Raw genomic sequence first — 19,458 nt, forward strand, 5'->3', positions numbered from 1 at the left:
TTTATTCTTTACTTTCTACTTTTGCCCATGTATCGCGAAGGCCAACGGTTTTATTAAAAACCAGTTTATCAGCAGTAGTGTCGCGATCTACACAGAAATATCCCAAACGTTGGAACTGGAATCGGTCACCATCGACTGCCGTTTTTAGGCTAGGCTCCAGGTATCCGGTAATGATTTCCAATGAATTAGGATTTAAAAACTCCTTGAAATTAATATCTTTATTACCATCCGGGTTTTCATGTGAAAACAAACGGTCGTAGATTCGGATCTCAGCCGGAACAGCATGTGCAACCGATACCCAGTGAATGGTACCTTTTACTTTACGCTGACTTGCTTCCGAACCACTTCCACTTCTACTGTCTTCATCATAAGTAGCATGGATTTCGGTAATATTTCCATCAGCATCTTTAACCACGCTTTCCCCTTTAATGATATAGGCATTTTTTAAACGCACTTCTTTTCCAAGAGTCAAACGGAAAAATTTACTGTTAGCTTCTTCTAAAAAGTCTTCTCTTTCAATATATAATTCTTTTGAAAAAGGTACTTTTCTATAGGTCATTATTTCTTCTTCCTGATTGTTTTCGGCATCCAACCACTCCTCTTTTCCTTCCGGATAATTGGTAAGGATCAGTTTAACCGGATCCAATACGGCCATTACACGTGGTGCCGTTTTGTTTAGATCTTCACGAACGCAGAATTCCAGTAAGGAAACGTCAATCAGGTTATCGCGTTTGGCAATACCAATCGTATCGGCAAAATTACGGATGGCAGTTGGTGTATAACCTCTTCTGCGCATTCCGGAAATGGTCGACATTCTCGGATCGTCCCATCCGGTAACATGCCCTTCCTGAACCAGTTGTAATAATTTACGCTTACTAACAACAGTATGCGAAAGATTTCTACGTGCAAATTCACGTTGTTTCGGACGTACTTTGCCGGTATCAATAATCTGATCTAAAAACCAGTCGTACAATTCACGGTGCGGTAAAAACTCCAGTGTACAGAACGAATGTGAAATCTGCTCCAGGTAATCGCTTTCGCCATGTGCCCAGTCGTACATTGGATAAATACACCATTTTTCACCGGTTCTGTGGTGGTGTTTGTGTAAAATACGGTACATGATCGGATCACGCATTAGCATGTTGGTAGAAGCCATATCGATTTTGGCTCTTAAAATATGCGTACCTTCTTCGAATTCACCGTTTTTCATTCGTTCGAATAAATCCAGGTTTTCTTCTACCGAACGGTTTCGGTACGGACTATTAACACCCGCTTGTGTAGGCGTTCCTTTTTGTTTGGCCATTTCTTCCGAAGTCTGACTGTCGACATAGGCTTTTCCTTTTTTGATTAGCGCTACGGTCCAGTCATACAATTGTTGAAAATAGTCGGAAGCATAACATTCTTCTGCCCATTGGTATCCTAACCATTGTACGTCTTTTTTGATTGCATCTACGTATTCCTGCTCCTCTTTAGCCGGGTTGGTATCATCAAAACGCAGGTTAACCGGCGCCTGATAATCCAATCCTAATCCAAAATTAAGACATATGGAACTCGCATGGCCAATGTGTAAATAGCCATTAGGTTCCGGTGGAAAACGGAATCGCAATTTATCTTGAGATAAACCATTTTTTAAATCTTCCTCAATGATTTGTTCGATAAAATTTAATGATTTTTCTTTTGTTGACATAAAATAAAATTAGAAAGGCAAATTTACCAAAAATGTTGTTTATGTCGGTATAACTTTAAGGGGTTATTATCAAAATGGCTTTAAAAATTCGTACTTTTATCCGTCGAAGGACTAATCTATTATTGAATACGTTTAAAAATGGGAATCATTAAGTTAAAAAACATCCGTACCTTTTCGTTTCACGGATGTTTGGAAGAAGAAAGTAAAATCGGATCGGATTACAGTGTGGATTTGGAAGTAAAAACAGATTTACGGAAGCCGTCGGAAACAGATGAATTGGTCGATACGGTCGATTATGTACATTTAAACCGGATTGTTCGGGAAGAAATGGCGATCCGTTCGAAATTATTGGAACATGTAGCGAAGCGTATTCTGGTTCGGATTTTTAAGGAAATTCCTTCAGTATCGAGAATTACGGTAGCGGTCTCCAAGCTAAACCCACCAATTGGCGGCGATGTGGAAGCGGTTACGGTTCAAATGGAAGAATACCGTAGTTAACAGCCTGTTGAAAACGAGCGCATTATAAAATAAGTACAATAAAATGTCGAATTTGAATTTGAATTTCAAAATATTTTAGTAAGTTTGCGCCCTACAATACTGGCATCGTGGCCGAGAGGCTAGGCAGCGGTCTGCAAAACCGTCCACAGCGGTTCGAATCCGCTCGATGCCTCAGGAAACAAAAAGAGCGGTTATATTAACCGCTCTTTTTTTATAACTATAATTTACTATTATTTTTTCTCTTCGATTTTTTCCAGTGTATTTTTTACAAATTCCTTTTCTTTAGGAAACCATCCCTGGAACATCAATACCAATCCAAAAACAATTAACAAAATACTGCTTAATTTTTTAACTTTCAGAATGTTAGATGGAGTCAGTTTTTTACGAAGTTGTTTGGCTAATAAGATTTTTCCGATATCCGTAATGAAATAGGAACCAATAACCGCACTAAAAAAGGTTAGCATACGGGAAGGTACCATATCCAGTTTTGGTCCGAAAGTAATGATAATCGCCAACCAGAATCCTAAAACCCCGATATTGATAAAATTAAGTAGGAATCCCTTGATAAAAAGGCTGAAGTAATCTCTTTTGATCAACTCAACAACTTCCTCGTCTTCTTCGACCGATTTACTTTGTCTGCGGAGTTTAAAAAAAGTGATCATTCCATAAGTAAACATCAGGATACCGCCAAAAATAAATAAAGCAGGATCGTCCTTAATACTTTGAATCAGTCGGACACTACTAAAGTAAGCAATAGCAATAAAAACGATATCACCTAAGACTACTCCAACGTCAAATGACATGGCCGCGCGAAATCCTTTGGTAATACTGGTTTCCAAGAGAACAAAAAAGACAGGGCCGATCATAAAACTTAAAAAGAATCCTAACGGAATTCCGGTAAGAATATCGTCTATCATGAAAAGGTATTTAAGGTGAATAAGCGTAAAAACACTGTTACTACAATGTTAAATTACAAATATAGTTTAAAAAATCCGATAGGTTTAAAACGATTGTCTCAAATCGACCGGAAAACGGGTTTATTGTATAAAAGAAACCCCGACTACTCACTAGTCGGGATTTTATATATTTTGTTTCAGTTGTAACGGAATTATTTTTTGATTACGTCAATATTTCCGCCTGCAAAAGTTTTCTGATTTACTTTTTTAGGGTTTCCATAAATGGTAATGTCTCCGCCCGCTCTTGTTTTGGCATCTACCAGATCGGTTGCAAAAACATCGGCTTCACCACCGGCATTAACAGCTACAGTCGTTTGAGAGGTTTCGAAAGTTTTGGCATTTACAATACCACCGGAATTGATCACAATATCTTGGTTTTCGGCTTTACCATTTAATTTTACCACACCACCGGTAGTCGCGCGGACACTTGCTTTTTTAACATTCAAACCAACTTTTATCTGTCCGCCTTTGTTGGCATTTACAGTAAAGTCCACTCCTTTTACCATGACATCGCTGGACACATAAGCACCTTCACTGGCTTCAATGCTTTCGATATTTTTATAGAAAATGATGGCTGTAATATCTTCGCCTTTCAGAAATTTATCCAACGGCATACGGATTTTTAAATCGCCGTTTTTATTTACAATTTCTACTTTTTCGGCGCCTTCACCTTTTAGTTCAATTTTGTTTTCGGAACCCGGAATCAATTGGGCCGATATTTTATCGAATACTTTTACCGCTGTAAAATCACCTACGTTTTTAGTCACCTGAGCAAAACCAAACTGGGTTGCCAATAGGAATGTGACCATTGCGAAACTGTTTTTAAAAGTTGTTTTTAGCATCGTTTTGTGTTTTTAAAATGTTACGAATCTTTCTTTTTGATAAAATGAAAATCCAGTTGTTTTTTAACCAGATCGGCATTTTTAACTTTTACGATGACTTCGTCGCCCAATTGGATGATATTATGTGAAATTTCGCCAACCAAAGCATATTGTTTTTCGTCGAACGTATAGTAATCGTCGCGGATTTCGCGGATACGTACCATTCCTTCGCACTTATTTTCAACAATTTCCACATAAATACCCCATTCGGTCACACCGGAAATAACGCCCAAAAACTCTTCGTCTTTATGATCCTGCATATACTTCACCTGCATATACTTGATACTGTCGCGTTCGGCATTGGCTGCCAGACTTTCCATAGTAGAGGAATGCATACATTTTTCCTCATATACTTCCGCATCGGCCGAAGCACCGCCATCGAGGTAATGTTGTAGCAAACGGTGTGCCATAACATCGGGATAACGACGAATTGGAGATGTAAAATGCGAATAATAATCGAATGCTAGTCCGTAATGACCTATGTTTTCGGTAGAATAACTGGCTTTGCTCATACTGCGAATGGCCAGTGTATCAACCAGATTTTGTTCTTTTTTGCCCTGTACATCTTCCAACAACGTATTCAGTGATTTTGAAATGGCATCTTTGGATTTAAAATTGATCGAATAACCGAATTTAGCGATTACGGTTTGTAAGTTGATCAACTTGTCTTGATCCGGTTCATCGTGGATACGATACACAAACGTTTTCTTTTGTTTTCCGATGAATTCCGCCACCTTTCTATTAGCCAGCAACATAAATTCTTCAATCAGATGGTTGGCATCTTTAGCTACTTTAAAATACACTCCGGTTGGTTCGGCATTTTCGTTCAGGTGGAATTTTACTTCTACTTTATCGAATGAAATAGCACCGTTTTGCATTCGTTTTTTTCTAAGGATCTTAGCCAGTTCGTTTAGTTTTAGCGTCGCTTCCACTATAGGCGCATCGACAGTATACTCGTTTCCGGTAAGCGAAATTTCGGCTGGAATCTGATTTCCTTCGGTTTCGATAATGTGTTGCGCTTCTTCATAAGCAAAACGCTGGTCGGAATAGGTTACCGTTCGACCAAACCACTGGTTAACCAATTCGGCTTTTTCATTCAGTTCAAAAACGGCCGAAAAGGTATATTTCTCTTCGTGTGGACGTAGTGAACAGGCAAAATTGGAAAGCACTTCCGGAAGCATTGGCACTACACGATCGACCAGATAAACGGATGTGGCACGTTGGTACGCTTCATCGTCCAATACGGTTCCTTCCTGAACATAATGGGAAACATCGGCAATATGGATTCCGATTTCATAGTTTCCATTTGGAAGTTTTTCGAACGATAAGGCGTCGTCAAAATCCTTGGCATCTTTCGGGTCGATTGTAAACGTAAGCGTATTCCGCATATCGCGGCGTTTTAGAATTTCGCTTTCCTGAATGGAAGTATCCAGTTTTTTGGCATAGGCCTCCACCTCTATCGGGAAATCGTATGGTAGTCCGTATTCCGCAAGGATCGCATGGATTTCGGTATTGTGTTCGCCCGGTTTTCCAAGTACTTTTGTAACCACTCCAAACGGACTATCGGCTTTAGCCGGCCAGTCTTCGATATGAACCAGAACGACATCGCCGTTTTGCGCCTCTCCCATTTTTTCTTTCGGGATAAAGATATCGGTATACATTTTTGGATTGGCTGAAGTAACAAAAGCAAAGTTCTTTTGGATATCGATCACACCAACAAAATCGGTTTTTTTGCGTTCGATAATTTCAACGACTTCCCCTTCCGGTCTGCGTCCTTTTCTGCGATTGTAGATATAAATTTTTACCTTATCGCCATCCAGGGAATGATTCAGATTATTGGTTGGGATAAAGACATCGTCTTCCAGATCCGGACAAACAAAATAAGCCGTTTTCCGACTGGTCATATCGATTACACCTTCAAAATAATCAGCTTTTGTGATGATACGGTATTTACCGCGGTCCACTTCTTCGATCTTTTCTTTGGAGGTAAGGTATTTTAATTCTTTGATGATTTCATTCCGACTTTGGGTATCATTCAGTTCCAAAACAGCAGCTATTTGTTTGTAGTTGAATGTTTTGTTAGGATCTTTGGAAAGGATTTTAAAAATTTTTGCAGAAAAATCTTTCCCTTTATTACCTAACTTTTTGTGTTTCTTACTCATAAATTCTTTTCTAATATACTGCTAAAATTACGAATTAGTATTCACAATCGGGGAAGAAAGAATAAGAATTATAGAAATAATAACTTTTGTATCTTTAGCAAAACCTTTAAACGATGAGTGAATTTGTTACGGTAGCCGTTTTTGATTATCCGCACGAAATTGCCGTGCTAAAGCATTTATTGGAGCAACAGGAAATCCGTTATTTTTTTGAAAATGAGACGATGATGAACATTGCGCCTATGTATTCGCAGGCTTTGGGAGGAATTAAACTAAAAGTACATCCGGATGATATTGAAGCCGTACGGGCGATTCTTAAAAAATTAAACGACGACACCAATTTAAAAATTGTTTAACAGTATTCTTTGCTAACTTTGCAGTAAACAAATAAACAACAACACAATGAGAATTTCAATTGGGAACGACCATGCCGGTCCGGACTATAAACAAGCGATTTTAAAACATCTGGAAGCCCAGGGTCATACGGTAACGAATCATGGGACAGACACTTTCGACAGTGTGGATTATCCTGATTTCGGTCACCCGGTTGCATTGGATGTTACAGAAGGAAGAGCCGATTTTGGTATTGTGATCTGCGGAAGCGGAAACGGTATTGCCATTACGGTTAACAAACACCAGGGAATCCGTGCGGCTTTATGCTGGACAAAAGAAATTGCAGCATTGGCACGTCAGCATAACGATGCGAATATTATCAGTATTCCGGCGCGATTTACCTCGATTAAACAGACTATCGAAATGGTGGATACCTTTTTAGCAACGGCTTTTGAAGGTGGACGTCATGCCAATCGTGTGAATAAAATCCCGGTTTGTCAATAGACCAGAGAAAAGAGAAAAGACCCGACAGGGTTATAATAAAAAGGCTTCCATTTGGAAGTCTTTTCTATTTGTTAAGCACACCTGACAGGTTTTTAAAACCTGTCAGGTGTAGCGGCTTAGTGTATTTTAGAGAATATCTTTAATAAACTCCTGAAAAGTACCGAACGGTAACTTGCTTTTTTTCATATTCGAAATAAACTGATCCAATCGGTTTTCCATTTTTACACCGGTATTTTTACGGACATAACCCGGGAATCCAAAACGTTCGAAATCGTCCAGATCGGTAAACTCCCACGGATGAAAATAAATGTTGAGGTACTTATCTTTTTTATAGGTCCATTTGGCAATGCGACTATACAAACCCAACGGAAGATTGTGAAACGACAACCAGAAAAGCGGAAACCGTACCAATGGACTCACTGAAGCCGGTATCTGCAAAACGTTGTCTTTCTTATAATAAGTCCGGGAAATATGCAGGTTGTTATACCTTCCGGGAAGATAAGTCGGATTGATCGAACTGTTATAAAGATATCCGGCTTTGGCCACTTCTTTTTCGTCTACCGGCATCATGCGCGGCATACGGAAACCGGTCACGGTCATACCGGACAATTCTTCCAGTTTTTCTTTGGATTCCTTTAAATGCGGTACTTCAAAATTGGAATGGTAATACGTATGTGAAGCCAGCTCATGCCCTTCCCTTTTAATACGTTCGATAATTTCGGGTGCATTAATGGCAAAAGTGGCCGTACTAAAGAACGTCGCTTTTACCTGATGTTTTTGGAGAATATCCAATATTGCATGCGAACCGGTAATAGATAACTGAATCTGATCATCGAATGAGATGTCTTTTCCGTATTCGAACGGCATGTCGAATTCTTCAATATCAAAACTTAATAAAATCATGACTGATCTTTTAAATTGGTAGAACGGATAATATAATTCGGTCGGTTTTTGGTTTGCATAAACATCTTACCTACATAAATACCAATAATTCCCAGCATGATAAGCTGTAAACCACCAAAGAAAACAATGGTAATAATAATAGATGCCCAACCGGAAACTTCAATATGATTATAAAACGCATATACCACATATGGGATATACAATAGCGATAACAGCGACATGATCAACCCTACATAAACAGCAGTATACAAAGGTTTTATGCTAAAAGAAGTCACACCATGTAAAGCCAGGCGGACCATTTTTTTAAAGGAATATTTACTAGTACCGGCAAAACGTTCGGCCGGTTCATAGCGGATACCATATTGTTTAAAACCAAGCCATTTGGTAAGTCCTCTTAAAAACGGTTCGGTTTCATGAAAGTTTCGGAACACATTTACTACAGTACGATCCATCAGTCTGAAATCGGCAGTACCGGCTTCGAGTTCGATATCCGAAAGGGAATTAACCAGTTTATAAAAAAGATTCGAACTGCTTCTTTTGGCTTTCGAAAGTCGTTTGTCTTCCTCACGAATGGTGTACACAATATCAAAACCTTCCTCCCATTTTTGAAGCATTTCAGGAATGATTTCCGGCGGATGTTGCGCATCGCAATCCAATGAAATCACACAATCACCATAGGCATTGTCCAAACCGGCTTTTACCGCCAGTTGATGTCCGAAATTCTTGGAAAACTCCAAAAAATAAGCATTATTATAATCGTTTGCCAGTTCTTTTACGGTAACCAGTGTTTCATCCCTACTCCCATCGTCCACAAAAATAACCTCCCAGTTATACGGCAACGTACTAAAAACGGAATGAATATTTGTAAAGATATTCCGGATATTATCCGCTTCGTTGTAAGCAGGAATTACAATAGAGACTAATTTTCGCATACGGTAACGGATTTAGGGTTGAAATCTTTTGTAAGCATTTCATAAATTATTGTAAACCAAATGATAACGCAAGGTAAAGCTTTTAACGCATGATTGCGGATAAAAACACGAGCTGCTTTCGGAAACAGATCCGTTGGCGATAAGGATGTTAGTAAAATCGCAAAAATCAGTAAGGCGATCTCCCATTTAGAATGTTGCGATTTACGCATAAACCAGATGGCCACACCGGTAAACGCAATGATATAAGTAGGCGATTCGGAGCCACTGCTAAAAATTACGGTAAAAATCAACGTCGACGCCAGTAATAACAAACGAAACTCCAGAAATTGAAATTGTTTTATTCGGAGATAAGTTGCACCGAAAAGCAATACACCACCCAGTAAAAACGGAGTATTCGGAATGGTAGGATCACCCAAAGACCGTCGAACCATTCCCATAAAGGAAATATCCTGATACGAATCCAGACTGATATTCGACGAATTTTTATAAACCAGGGTATTGAACCATTCTACGTAGGTATCGATAATAAACTTAGGCGACGACAAAAGCATCGGTACCACAAAAAGTACAACAGCCCAAAAAATAAGCCCAAGGATAAACTGAATTTTTTTCTGCGTAAAAAAGAAAAACGCCAGACCAACGATTCCATATAATTTGATCATTGTACAACTTATAATAGGAAAAGTAGCGATTCCGTTTTTGTTTTTTAGCGTATAGGAAAAGGCAATCAGAATAGCACCCGTCAGGAAAATATTAAACTGAAAACTTAGCAAAGCCGTAATCAGTTCATTGGCGCAGATTAGCGCGATAATAGCCTTTACTTTATTCGAAAGCGGTAAACTTTTAATTCCGAAAGCAAAAACAAGTACACTGCATACATTCCATAACAGCATTCCCAAATAATCCGGTAACAGCGCAAAAGGAGCGATAAATAAGGCAAAAACAGGACCATAGTGATTCCGATCCCAGTATTCGTCGGGATAATGCGCATAAAGCGATTTGGATTCGATTAAATGCCAGAACGTATATTTAAAAATCGAATAATTATTATAACTGCCGTGGTTATACTGTTTAATGGCGATTAAAGCCGCCACTGCCACGAGTAGACCAAAAATATATTTGGGTTGTAGCAGAAAAGAAAACCGGGAAAACTTATTTTTTGTAAGATTCGGTATCAAAATGTCTTGAATTTAGTAAGGGATTGGACAAATATATAGATTTCAGCGGAATTTTTCCGGACGGTTTTTATTATGATCAAATGATAATATCAAAGATCAAAATAATGTTTGAGCAGCATCAGTATTCCGATTTGCAAAACCAGCAACACCGAAAATTTCCATAGAAAAGACGGTTTTGCTATTTTATGCCGAAAAAGCAGCATCGCACCTATAGCACCGATACTTCCACCAATAAAACTAATAGCCAGCAATGTTTTTTCGGATATCCGTTTTCGTTGGGTAACCGCCAGCCATTTATCGATGCCAAAAACAACAAAAGCGAAAACATTCATGCTGAGGACATAACAGAATAATGGCTGCATTGTTATAAAATTTCTGCCAAAGATAGTATTTTAGCCTGCACAATCCGTTTTTTAAAAACAGGGTTTGCGACATTTTAACAAGCAATTTATTTATAGGATGACGAATATTGAGTATATACTAAAGCATGTTTCGACGGCTCCAAAGAACATAGAAAGTACCTTACAGCTTTTGGCAGAAGATTGTACGATACCCTTTATTGCCCGTTACCGAAAAGACAAAACCGGAAATCTGGATGAGGTTGTTATTGAACAGATTGCCAAATTAAATGCGGCTTTCGAAGCTATTATTAAACGAAAAGAGGCCATTTTAAAATCCATTGCGGAACAGGATGCTTTAACACCGGAACTGAAACAGAAAATAACCAATAGTTTCGACCTGAACGAATTGGAAGATTTTTACCTTCCATATAAGAAAAAAAGAAAAACCAAAGCCGACGTGGCCCGTGAAAACGGATTGGAACCGCTGGCTAAAATCATCATGGCACAAAATGCCGATGATCTCGATTATATCGCATCGAAATACCTGAATGACAAAGTGGGGAATGAAGACGAAGCACTTCAGGGTGCGCGTGATATTGTAGCCGAATGGATTAATGAAAACATTTATATCCGTAAAAACCTGCGAAGAATGTTCCAGCGTAAAGCGGTGATCGAAACCAAAGTGGTAAAAGCGAAAAAAGACGAAGAAGGTGCCAAAAAATTCGAACAATACTTCGAATGGTCGGAACCGATAACCAAAGCACCGTCACATCGTTTACTGGCCATGTTACGTGCGGAAAACGAAGGCTATATCAAATTAAAAGTTGATATCGAACAGGAGGAAGCGCTGGAGTTTATCGAAGAAAACATCATTAAAAACAAGAAAGAGACCGCCACGCATCTTAAAAAAGCGATTGGCGACAGTTATAAAAGATTACTGGAACCGGCGATTTCGAACGAAACCTTACAGGAAGCGAAAGCAAAAGCCGATGCCAGTTCGATTCAGGTATTCGCCGGAAATTTAAATCAATTGCTACTGGCACCGCCATTGGGTGAAAAACGTATTCTGGCAATCGACCCGGGATTCCGAACCGGATGTAAGGTGGTTTGCCTAGACGAAAAAGGGGATTTGTTATATAACGAAACCATTTTCCCGCATGCGCCACAAAATGACACCGCGATGGCGATGAAAAAAATCCGCTCGATGGTCAATTCCTATAAGGTCGATGCGATTTCGATTGGAAATGGAACGGCTTCCAGGGAAACGGAATTTTTTATTAAAAAAATAGCTTTCGACAAGCCGATACAGGTATTTGTGGTAAGCGAAGCCGGAGCGTCGGTATATTCGGCGTCCAAAATTGCCCGTGACGAATTTCCGAATTACGATGTTACCGTACGTGGTGCCGTATCGATCGGAAGACGATTATCGGATCCGTTGGCCGAACTGGTAAAAATCGACCCGAAATCGATAGGAGTAGGGCAGTACCAACATGATGTCGATCAGACGCAGCTTAAAAGCGAATTGGATACCGTGGTTACCCGTTGTGTAAACTCCGTTGGAATTAACCTCAATACGGCGAGTAAATCGTTGTTGAGTTATGTGTCCGGAATAGGCGAGAAGATGGCCGAAAACATTGTGACGTACCGATCGGAAAACGGTGCTTTCGAAAGTCGGAACCAACTAAAAAAAGTACCGCGACTGGGTGAAAAAGCCTTTCAGCAGGCGGCGGCTTTTATCCGAATCACGAATGCCAAAAACCCGTTAGACAATTCGGCAGTACATCCGGAAGCCTACGGAATTGTTGAGAAAATGGCAAAAGACCTTAAAATATCGGTTAACGATTTGATTGCGAATAAAGAAAAAATAAGTGCGATACCTTTGGAAAACTATGTCACCGATGCGGTTGGACTTTTAAGTTTAAAAGACATTGTAAAAGAGTTGGAAAAACCGGGATTGGATCCGAGGAAAGCGGCCAAGGTATTCGAGTTCGATGCCAATGTTAAAACGATCCGGGATTTGCGCACTGGAATGGTGTTACCGGGAATTGTAAATAATATTACCAATTTCGGATGTTTTGTGGATATCGGAATCAAAGAAAGCGGATTGGTTCATATTTCCCAGCTCAAAGAAGGATTTGTGAGCGATGTAAACGAAGTGGTAAAACTACACCAGCACGTACAGGTAAAAGTGACCGAAGTCGACGAAGACCGCAAACGAATACAGTTAAGTATGATACTGTAAAGACAAATAAAAAGAGGCTGTAAAAAATAAACAGCCTCTTTTGTTTTTAAAAAGTCGTTTACTTTTACAGCCTCTAAAAAAAAGTATTACAAAAAATTACTCTTTGGTTTCGTCTTTCTTAGGAGCGGAAGGTTGATCGTCCTTAGCAGCATTTTTGAATTCTTTAATTCCGGAACCCAAACCTTTCATTAGTTCAGGAATTTTTTTACCACCGAATAAAAGTACAATTACCACTACGATCAGGATTATTTCTGTTGCACCAAGCTTTCCCATTGTTACTGTGTTTATTATTTCAAAAAATTAATTCGTAAATCGAGAGAACAAAGTTAGGTATAAATACAATTAGACAAATAAATAATTGAGGCTTTTTAAAGATAAGGGGCTAAATTTAGGATTTCTTTAACCTAAATCACAAAAATCAATATAGGTGCAGGGTTAAGAAAGCCGGTATTAAATTATTATATTTGTGAATTAAAAGAATATAATGTCTGCGAAGCGACTAAAACGACAGCTTTTAAAAAAGAAATTATTCAATAAAAACCGATTGGTTATATTGAATGAAGATACGTTTGAAGAAATATTTTCTCTGAAGTTAAATCTGATGAACGTTTTTGTGAGTCTCACCGTATCTACGATATTCCTGATTACTGCCACCACGTTTATTATTGCCTTTACGCCTTTACGGGAATACATCCCGGGTTATTCTTCGACCAAACTTAAAAAGGAAGCCACACAACTGGCCATAAAATCCGATTCACTGGAACAAGTAATCCGGCAGAACAACCTGTATGTGGAGTCGATTAAAAAAGTGCTTACCGGCGATCTGGACTATGCCAAGTTAAACAAAGATTCCATTAAGGTAGAAGATAAAAACACGGAGGTTGCCGATCTAAATCCGTCGCAAACCGATTTAAAACTACGGGAACAGGTTCGACTGGAAGACAAATACAATGTTTTTGAAAAAGCCAAACCAAGGGTAAATCTGGTTTTATTGCCACCGGTAAAAGGACATATTGTAGAAAAATACAATTCCAAAAACAAACATTATAATATTAGTGTTGCGCTGACAAAAAATACGCCGATTAAATCGATTGCAAACGGGACGGTTGTTTTTTCCGATTGGACGCCAACCAATGGACAGGTGATCATCATCAGACATAACGACGGGATTATTTCGGTTTATAAACGAGCGGCATCCTTAACCAAATCGGAAGGGGATGTGGTTAAATCCGGAGAAGTAATTGCTCTGGCCGGAATTACCGGAACCTATCCGGATGTACAATTACACTTTGAACTCTGGAAAGACGGTTACCCGATCGATCCGACTCAGTTTATTGATTTTGAATAACCTAACTATGGAGTGGACAACAAATCTGTTACAGTTACCTTTATTATGTGGTGGAATTTTTATCCTTGCCGGACTAATTCAGTATTGTTTTCCGCCTAAAAAAATAAATAGTTTATACGGCTACCGTACATCGGGTTCTATGAAATCGCCGGAACGATGGCAATTTGCACAAAAATATTCCGCGATAGAATTGATCAAAAGTGGTGGTATATTGCTGGTACTGGCAATGACACCTTTGATATGGCCCAGCCTAAAGAATGGTGAATTCGTTATAAGTATGGCTCTGGTATTGCTTTTTGTTTTTATTCTGATATACCGAACCGAAAAAGCATTGAAAAAAAAGTTTGCCGATAATCCTAAATAAAATCAAATGTCGATAAAATCGATTGTTGCTAAAGTACTAGCTGGAAAAATTTATAAGAATACGCGAAAATGGGCGGACAATCCGGTTGCAACCCAACAAAAAATATTTTGGGAACTGATTCGTTCGGCTCAAAACACCCAATTTGGAAAAGACCATCAGTTTGAGACGTTCACATCGGTAGACGATTTCCAGAAACAGGTACCGGTTCGCGATTATGAACAACTGCGACCTTATATCGACAGGATGTTAACAGGTGAGGCTGACGTATTATGGAAAGGAAAACCGGTATACCTGGCGAAGACGTCCGGAACGACTTCCGGAGCCAAATACATTCCGCTAACCAAAGAATCGATGCCGTATCATATTGAAGCGGCACGGAATGCCATTTTACATTATATCCATGAAACCGGAAACGCATCGTTTGTAGACGGCAAAATGATTTTTTTACAGGGAAGCCCGGTACTGGACGAGAAAAACGGAATCAAACTGGGCCGACTTTCGGGGATTGTGGCGCATTATGTTCCGAAATATTTACAAAAAAATCGAATGCCAAGCTGGGAAACCAACTGTATTGAAGATTGGGAAACCAAAGTCGACGCGATAGTAGAGGAAACCTTCCACGAAAACATGACAGTCATCTCCGGAATTCCGTCGTGGGTACAGATGTATTTTGAAAAACTAAAAGAAAAAGGCAACAAACCGGTAGGCGAAATCTTTAAAAACTTTAACCTGTTTATCTACGGTGGCGTGAATTACGAACCCTATCGGGCGAAATTCGAAAACCTGATTGGACGCAAAGTCGACAGTATTGAATTATTTCCGGCTTCCGAAGGCTTTTTTGCCTATCAGGACACCCAGAAAGAAAAAGGAATGCTACTGTTGTTGAATTCGGGTATCTTTTACGAGTTTATCAAAAGTGACGAATTTTTCCAGGAAAACCCAAAACGCTATACCATAGGTGAAGTAGCACTGGGAATCAATTATGTTTTGATCATTTCTACAAACGCCGGATTATGGTCTTATAATATAGGCGATACCATTCAATTTACGAGTTTGCAACCGTATCGGGTACTGGTTTCGGGACGCATCAAACATTATATTTCTGCATTTGGTGAACACGTGATCGGAAAAGAAGTAGAAGCCGCGTTAAAAGAAGCGATGGAAAATACCGATGTACGGGTTAATGAGTTTACCGTAGCGCCGCAAATTACACCGACCGAAGGTTTACCGTATCACGAATGGCTGATTGAATTTGAACAGGAACCGGAAGACATGGTCATATTCGAACAAAAACTAGACAAAGCCATGCGGACACAAAACGTGTATTATGACGATTTGATTTCAGGAAATGTATTGCGAACGGTGGTTGTGACAAAAGTAGCCAGAAATGCATTTCAGGAATATATGAAGTCCGAAGGAAAACTGGGTGGCCAAAATAAATTACCGCGCCTTTCGAACGACCGGAAAATTGCCGATAAACTGAAGAAAGAATAATGTATAAGGCGTTATTTTTTCTATTGTTCCTTTCGATAAATAGTCCGGCGCAAATACGAGGAACTGTCGTTGACGAAAACCAACAACCGGTCGCCTATGTGAATATCTGGGTTGAGGATGAAAATAACGGAACAACAGCCGATGGGAACGGAGATTTTACTATTTTCGAAAAAAATCCGGAGAAGGTTTTAGTGTTCAGTGCGTTGGGTTATGAAACGGCAAAAATAAAAGGTACCGAAGCGGCAAAAGTTGTGTTAAAGCAGCGTCCGTTACAGCTTCAGGAAGTTATGATTGCCGGAAAAAAAGGCAATAAAACGATAACCGTTGGCGATTATAAAAAAGGAGGAATCAACCATTTCTTTTCCAGTGGAAAAAATCCGTGGATTGTAGCGCGCTATTTTCCGTTTGATGGGAACAGTGCCAAAACACCCTATCTTAAGGAGTTGATGATCATGACCGACTCGGAAGTGGATCCGGCAAAGTTTATCCTGCATTTTTATGAAGTAGCGGAAGATGGAAGTCCGGGAAAAGACCTAACCGATACAATTTTGCTGATCGAAGCGGCAAAAGGAAAACAAAACACCGTGGTAAAACTGGATGGCTATGATTTGGAAATCGGAAAAAAAGGCATCTTTGTAGCCGTAGAATGGCTTATTATCGACGAAAACAAATATGATTTTAAAATGGCATCAAATGATGCTGCTTCGGGGAGTTATACCGTTAGTAACTTTTCCGGAACCCGGTACGAACCCAGAATAGGGACAATACCGTCTGAAGAAAGTACTTCCTGGCGGTTTACGATGGGACGATGGTCGCGATTTGACAAACCAATCCAATCGGGTATCGGGAAGTATAACAACAAGTTTAATGAACTTGCGATAAAGTTAACTTTAACAAACTAAAAAATAAAAATCCTACATTTGTGGGTTACTAAATAGAAAGCATATGAAAGAGATTAAAAACATTTCGCGCTCACGCGCACAGGAATCATCGGCAGCAATTGAACGTTTGTACATTACCATGCGCCATTTGTTTAACAGAGGATTCTATAAACCCATGGGTATTTCGGGAGAAACTTTACGCGAAGCGTTATTGTCTTTACATCCGGAAATATATGGGACGATTGCAGAAGAAAAAGTAGAGTTAAACGGATTACTATATGTAATTGAGCGTTTACCCATTGGTATTGAAGAATGCCGTTATATCAACCTGACCTCGGATGAAGGGTATTCGAAGTCGCATTTTCAGGCGATAGTACCGCCAAAAAGAAGACGAAACTGTTACCGTATCGACGATGAGCAGATGAATATCGAAATTACCCGTGGCCGTTCGGATATCTATGATATTTTAACGCACCTTACTTTTATTTTTATCGAATCGCATAAAATCAAAGACCGGGTATTAATCGATGAAGATGGTCGTTTAACACGTGACTGGGAAAAACTGGAGCAGGTTATCCTTCAGAATAAAAAACTGACGTTGGTGGAACGCGAAAAAGCGATTTCGCATGTATCAAATATTTTAGGAAGAACGTTTGCTGAGGTATTGGATATTTACGACAGTTTTGCAACCCAACAAGCACCGGAACGTTTTCTGCACATCATTTACTGGTTAGGGAAACTGGCGATAGAAGAGGTGGTCGACAATAACAAGCGAACCATTACTTTTAGCCCGATTCTGAGAGAACGTTTGGGACACCATATCCATGGAGAGATCTGGGCGAACAACATCAAAAAAGTTTTACTGAAAAATAAATTAATCCACCGTCCGATTCATGTGATCAGTGCGAATATGCACAGTGTGATGAATTCCTTATTTGCGACACACGTATTAAAAGGGAAATTCAAAGACCAGTCGGATTTTGTGATTTACGAAGAACTGAGCAAATCATCCAATAATGATTTACGAGCGAAAGCGGAAGAATTCGCGATAAAACACGGTATGATTTCGCTTCCGGATACTTCGGGAACCAACATTGACGTTCAGATTTTCGATACGGCAAAAATTGACTGGAATAAATCGGCATTTCCTAATGCAAAAGTCGAAGGCGAACATCCGGTGATTATCGTGATGGATTATGCCTTTGGTGAGCAGGCCTACGAAACGATCGACGAACTATTAAAACCGTATAAAGACGGACAGGAAAAAGTATTCCTGAACGTAGAATCGGTTTCGATTATGGGTAAAGCCGGTATTTTAGAAGGAGGAAAAGGCGACATCATGATTCCATCGGCACATATCAACGAAGGAACAGGAGATAACTATCCGTTTGACAATGAACTTTCGGCCGAAATGTTTGAAGGAAATGAGATTCCGGTTTTTGCAGGACCAATGATAACGGTATTAGGAACATCGTTACAAAATAAAGACCTGTTAAAATTTTTCCACGAATCGACCTGGGGTGTGATTGGACTGGAAATGGAAGGAGCCTACTATCAAAAAGCCATTCAGTCGGCTTCCAAAATTAGAAAAAGTATCCCGTCAAATGTAAAAGTACGCTATGCGTATTATGCATCGGATAACCCATTGGAAACTGGAAGTACATTAGCTTCGGGAGGATTAGGAACAACCGGAGTTAAACCAACGTATTTAATTACGATTAAGATTTTAGAGCAAATTTTTAATATAAAATAAAACCTATCACTTACTATGAATAATAACTCTAACGCGACGCATTCAGAAGATCAGGAAATCGATTTGTCACAAGTTTCCAAGAAAATTGGAAATGCCTTTCAGTACTTTTTAGACTGGATTTTCGATGGTGTCTTATTTTTAAAACGCAATATAATAATCATATCCATTTTGTTTATTATAGGAGCAGGATTAGGATTTTATCTGGATAAATCAGAAAAAGTATATAGCAATCAAATAATAGTAATTCCTAATTTTGAAAGTGTTGATTATTTGTATGCCAAAGTAGAGTTATTAAATGCAAAAATTAAAGAACGTGATTATACGTTTTTAACTGGTTTAGGTATAAAAGAACCTAAGAAAATATCGAAGATTGAAATTGAACCCATCATCGATATTTATCGTTTTATCGATAATAGTGAAGAGAACTTCCAGATGATTAAATTGATGGCTGAAGACAACGATATGCAAAAAATATTGGAAGACAAAATCACAAGTAAGAATTATAAATTCCACACGATATCTTTTTTAACGCATGGATTAACACAAAGAAATAATACACTGGAACCGTTAATGAAGTTCTTTAACGATAGTGATTATTATAAAAATGTTCAGAAAGAAAAAATCAAAAATCTGGAGCTAAAAATTCAAACAAATCAGGAAACGGTTAACCAAATCAATGGGATTTTAAACCAGTTTTCGGAAAATACCAGTTCGCAACAAAAAAGTGATAAGTTGGTTTACTATAATGAAAACACGCAGTTAAATGACGTGATCAAAACGAAAGACCAATTGGTAAATGAGTTAGGCTATCTGAATGTGCAGATGAATGATTTTAAAGAAATTATAAAAGAAAGTAGTTCCACAATAAATGTACGCAATACCAAATCGGTTAATGGTAAAATGAAACTGATTTTGCCGGTACTTTTTGTCGGATTGTTTTTATTAGCCGGAATGCTGCGTTCTTTCTATAAAAAACAAATGATTAAAAGAAACTTAGTATAAGC

General features: G+C 38.9%; 19 protein-coding genes and 1 tRNA gene. 11 read left to right on the forward strand and 9 right to left on the reverse strand.

The window, feature by feature from the left end; translation table 11 throughout:
* Window position 1: 1 nt before the first annotated feature.
* Window positions 2-1,687 (reverse strand): glutamine--tRNA ligase/YqeY domain fusion protein, encoded by a 1,686-nt coding sequence (locus Q1R07_RS08795; RefSeq protein WP_300488748.1) that lies wholly within the window; start codon window positions 1,685-1,687, stop codon window positions 2-4.
* Window positions 1,688-1,825: 138 nt separating this feature from the next.
* Here Q1R07_RS08795 and folB point away from each other — a divergent pair, with 138 nt between their 5' ends.
* On the forward strand, window positions 1,826-2,185 hold the full coding sequence (gene folB, locus Q1R07_RS08800) for a dihydroneopterin aldolase (RefSeq protein WP_136404342.1): 360 nt from the start codon (window positions 1,826-1,828) through the stop codon (window positions 2,183-2,185).
* A 101-nt stretch (window positions 2,186-2,286) separates the two neighbouring features.
* Window positions 2,287-2,357, forward strand: a tRNA-Cys gene (locus Q1R07_RS08805).
* A gap of 58 nt (window positions 2,358-2,415) precedes the next feature.
* On the opposite strand, the gene Q1R07_RS08810 is transcribed toward Q1R07_RS08805, so the two are convergent.
* From Q1R07_RS08810 to rnr, 3 genes are all read right to left on the reverse strand, one after another.
* Complete coding sequence (locus tag Q1R07_RS08810; protein WP_300488753.1) at window positions 2,416-3,102, reverse strand: LysE family transporter; 687 nt, start codon at window positions 3,100-3,102, stop codon at window positions 2,416-2,418.
* Between the two features lie 191 nt (window positions 3,103-3,293).
* Window positions 3,294-3,983 (reverse strand): head GIN domain-containing protein, encoded by a 690-nt coding sequence (locus Q1R07_RS08815; protein ID WP_300488755.1) that lies wholly within the window; start codon window positions 3,981-3,983, stop codon window positions 3,294-3,296.
* A gap of 20 nt (window positions 3,984-4,003) precedes the next feature.
* Window positions 4,004-6,184, reverse strand: a complete 2,181-nt coding sequence (gene rnr, locus Q1R07_RS08820) for a ribonuclease R (protein ID WP_300488758.1) — start codon at window positions 6,182-6,184, stop codon at window positions 4,004-4,006.
* A 113-nt stretch (window positions 6,185-6,297) separates the two neighbouring features.
* Between rnr and Q1R07_RS08825 the strand changes: the two genes are divergently transcribed.
* Complete coding sequence (locus Q1R07_RS08825; RefSeq protein ID WP_300488761.1) at window positions 6,298-6,537, forward strand: DUF2007 domain-containing protein; 240 nt, start codon at window positions 6,298-6,300, stop codon at window positions 6,535-6,537.
* Window positions 6,538-6,583: 46 nt separating this feature from the next.
* Window positions 6,584-7,018: a ribose 5-phosphate isomerase B gene (gene rpiB / locus Q1R07_RS08830; protein WP_300488764.1), complete on the forward strand. Its 435-nt coding sequence runs from the start codon at window positions 6,584-6,586 to the stop codon at window positions 7,016-7,018.
* 126 nt (window positions 7,019-7,144) lie between these two features.
* On the opposite strand, the gene Q1R07_RS08835 is transcribed toward rpiB, so the two are convergent.
* The 4 genes from Q1R07_RS08835 to Q1R07_RS08850 form a co-directional block, all read right to left on the reverse strand.
* Entirely contained in the window at window positions 7,145-7,921 is a 777-nt protein-coding gene (locus Q1R07_RS08835) for a polysaccharide deacetylase family protein (protein WP_300488767.1), read from the reverse strand.
* Window positions 7,918-8,853, reverse strand: coding sequence for a glycosyltransferase family 2 protein (locus tag Q1R07_RS08840; protein WP_300488770.1), 936 nt, complete (start codon window positions 8,851-8,853; stop codon window positions 7,918-7,920). Before Q1R07_RS08840 ends, Q1R07_RS08835 begins: the two co-directional genes overlap by 4 nt.
* Window positions 8,841-10,031 carry a glycosyltransferase family 87 protein gene (locus Q1R07_RS08845; protein ID WP_300488773.1) on the reverse strand — a complete coding sequence of 397 codons (1,191 nt, stop codon included), beginning with the start codon at window positions 10,029-10,031 and terminating at the stop codon, window positions 8,841-8,843. Before Q1R07_RS08845 ends, Q1R07_RS08840 begins: the two co-directional genes overlap by 13 nt.
* 89 nt (window positions 10,032-10,120) lie before the next feature.
* Complete coding sequence (locus Q1R07_RS08850; RefSeq protein WP_300488776.1) at window positions 10,121-10,393, reverse strand: DUF1294 domain-containing protein; 273 nt, start codon at window positions 10,391-10,393, stop codon at window positions 10,121-10,123.
* A gap of 97 nt (window positions 10,394-10,490) precedes the next feature.
* On the opposite strand from Q1R07_RS08850, the gene Q1R07_RS08855 reads away from it, so the two are divergent.
* Window positions 10,491-12,614, forward strand: coding sequence for a Tex family protein (locus Q1R07_RS08855; RefSeq protein WP_300488778.1), 2,124 nt, complete (start codon window positions 10,491-10,493; stop codon window positions 12,612-12,614).
* 96 nt (window positions 12,615-12,710) lie between these two features.
* On the opposite strand, the gene tatA is transcribed toward Q1R07_RS08855, so the two are convergent.
* Window positions 12,711-12,887, reverse strand: a complete 177-nt coding sequence (tatA, locus tag Q1R07_RS08860; protein WP_136404332.1) for a twin-arginine translocase TatA/TatE family subunit — start codon at window positions 12,885-12,887, stop codon at window positions 12,711-12,713.
* A 211-nt stretch (window positions 12,888-13,098) separates the two neighbouring features.
* On the opposite strand from tatA, the gene Q1R07_RS08865 reads away from it, so the two are divergent.
* From Q1R07_RS08865 to Q1R07_RS08890, 6 genes are read left to right on the forward strand one after another with little or no spacing between them, the layout of a single operon-like run.
* Complete coding sequence (locus tag Q1R07_RS08865) at window positions 13,099-13,962, forward strand: M23 family metallopeptidase (protein ID WP_300488781.1); 864 nt, start codon at window positions 13,099-13,101, stop codon at window positions 13,960-13,962.
* A gap of 7 nt (window positions 13,963-13,969) precedes the next feature.
* Complete coding sequence (locus Q1R07_RS08870; RefSeq protein ID WP_300488784.1) at window positions 13,970-14,326, forward strand: SdpI family protein; 357 nt, start codon at window positions 13,970-13,972, stop codon at window positions 14,324-14,326.
* A 6-nt stretch (window positions 14,327-14,332) separates the two neighbouring features.
* A complete protein-coding gene (locus tag Q1R07_RS08875; RefSeq protein WP_300488787.1) occupies window positions 14,333-15,820 on the forward strand; it encodes a GH3 auxin-responsive promoter family protein in 1,488 nt (495 codons plus the stop codon).
* On the forward strand, window positions 15,820-16,722 hold the full coding sequence (locus tag Q1R07_RS08880) for a carboxypeptidase-like regulatory domain-containing protein (protein WP_300488790.1): 903 nt from the start codon (window positions 15,820-15,822) through the stop codon (window positions 16,720-16,722). Before Q1R07_RS08875 ends, Q1R07_RS08880 begins: the two co-directional genes overlap by 1 nt.
* Before the next feature lie 43 nt (window positions 16,723-16,765).
* Complete coding sequence (locus Q1R07_RS08885; RefSeq protein ID WP_300488792.1) at window positions 16,766-18,454, forward strand: hypothetical protein; 1,689 nt, start codon at window positions 16,766-16,768, stop codon at window positions 18,452-18,454.
* A 15-nt stretch (window positions 18,455-18,469) separates the two neighbouring features.
* Window positions 18,470-19,456, forward strand: a complete 987-nt coding sequence (locus Q1R07_RS08890) for a hypothetical protein (protein WP_300488794.1) — start codon at window positions 18,470-18,472, stop codon at window positions 19,454-19,456.
* Window positions 19,457-19,458: the final 2 nt, after the last annotated feature.

This window comes from Flavobacterium sp. (genome assembly GCF_030146175.1).
Lineage (GTDB): Bacteria > Bacteroidota > Bacteroidia > Flavobacteriales > Flavobacteriaceae > Flavobacterium.

Coding starts and splice junctions, on each gene's coding strand:
- folB (WP_136404342.1), top strand. CDS start 1,826: ATGGGAATCATTAAGTTAAAAAACATCCGTACCTTTTCGTTTCACGGA.
- Q1R07_RS08855 (WP_300488778.1), top strand. CDS start 10,491: ATGACGAATATTGAGTATATACTAAAGCATGTTTCGACGGCTCCAAAG.
- Q1R07_RS08850 (WP_300488776.1), bottom strand. CDS start 10,393: ATGCAGCCATTATTCTGTTATGTCCTCAGCATGAATGTTTTCGCTTTT.
- Q1R07_RS08835 (WP_300488767.1), bottom strand. CDS start 7,921: ATGATTTTATTAAGTTTTGATATTGAAGAATTCGACATGCCGTTCGAA.
- Q1R07_RS08795 (WP_300488748.1), bottom strand. CDS start 1,687: ATGTCAACAAAAGAAAAATCATTAAATTTTATCGAACAAATCATTGAG.
- Q1R07_RS08890 (WP_300488794.1), top strand. CDS start 18,470: ATGAATAATAACTCTAACGCGACGCATTCAGAAGATCAGGAAATCGAT.
- rnr (WP_300488758.1), bottom strand. CDS start 6,184: ATGAGTAAGAAACACAAAAAGTTAGGTAATAAAGGGAAAGATTTTTCT.
- Q1R07_RS08810 (WP_300488753.1), bottom strand. CDS start 3,102: ATGATAGACGATATTCTTACCGGAATTCCGTTAGGATTCTTTTTAAGT.
- Q1R07_RS08825 (WP_300488761.1), top strand. CDS start 6,298: ATGAGTGAATTTGTTACGGTAGCCGTTTTTGATTATCCGCACGAAATT.
- Q1R07_RS08880 (WP_300488790.1), top strand. CDS start 15,820: ATGTATAAGGCGTTATTTTTTCTATTGTTCCTTTCGATAAATAGTCCG.
- Q1R07_RS08815 (WP_300488755.1), bottom strand. CDS start 3,983: ATGCTAAAAACAACTTTTAAAAACAGTTTCGCAATGGTCACATTCCTA.
- tatA (WP_136404332.1), bottom strand. CDS start 12,887: ATGGGAAAGCTTGGTGCAACAGAAATAATCCTGATCGTAGTGGTAATT.
- Q1R07_RS08865 (WP_300488781.1), top strand. CDS start 13,099: ATGTCTGCGAAGCGACTAAAACGACAGCTTTTAAAAAAGAAATTATTC.
- Q1R07_RS08870 (WP_300488784.1), top strand. CDS start 13,970: ATGGAGTGGACAACAAATCTGTTACAGTTACCTTTATTATGTGGTGGA.
- Q1R07_RS08840 (WP_300488770.1), bottom strand. CDS start 8,853: ATGCGAAAATTAGTCTCTATTGTAATTCCTGCTTACAACGAAGCGGAT.
- Q1R07_RS08875 (WP_300488787.1), top strand. CDS start 14,333: ATGTCGATAAAATCGATTGTTGCTAAAGTACTAGCTGGAAAAATTTAT.
- Q1R07_RS08885 (WP_300488792.1), top strand. CDS start 16,766: ATGAAAGAGATTAAAAACATTTCGCGCTCACGCGCACAGGAATCATCG.
- rpiB (WP_300488764.1), top strand. CDS start 6,584: ATGAGAATTTCAATTGGGAACGACCATGCCGGTCCGGACTATAAACAA.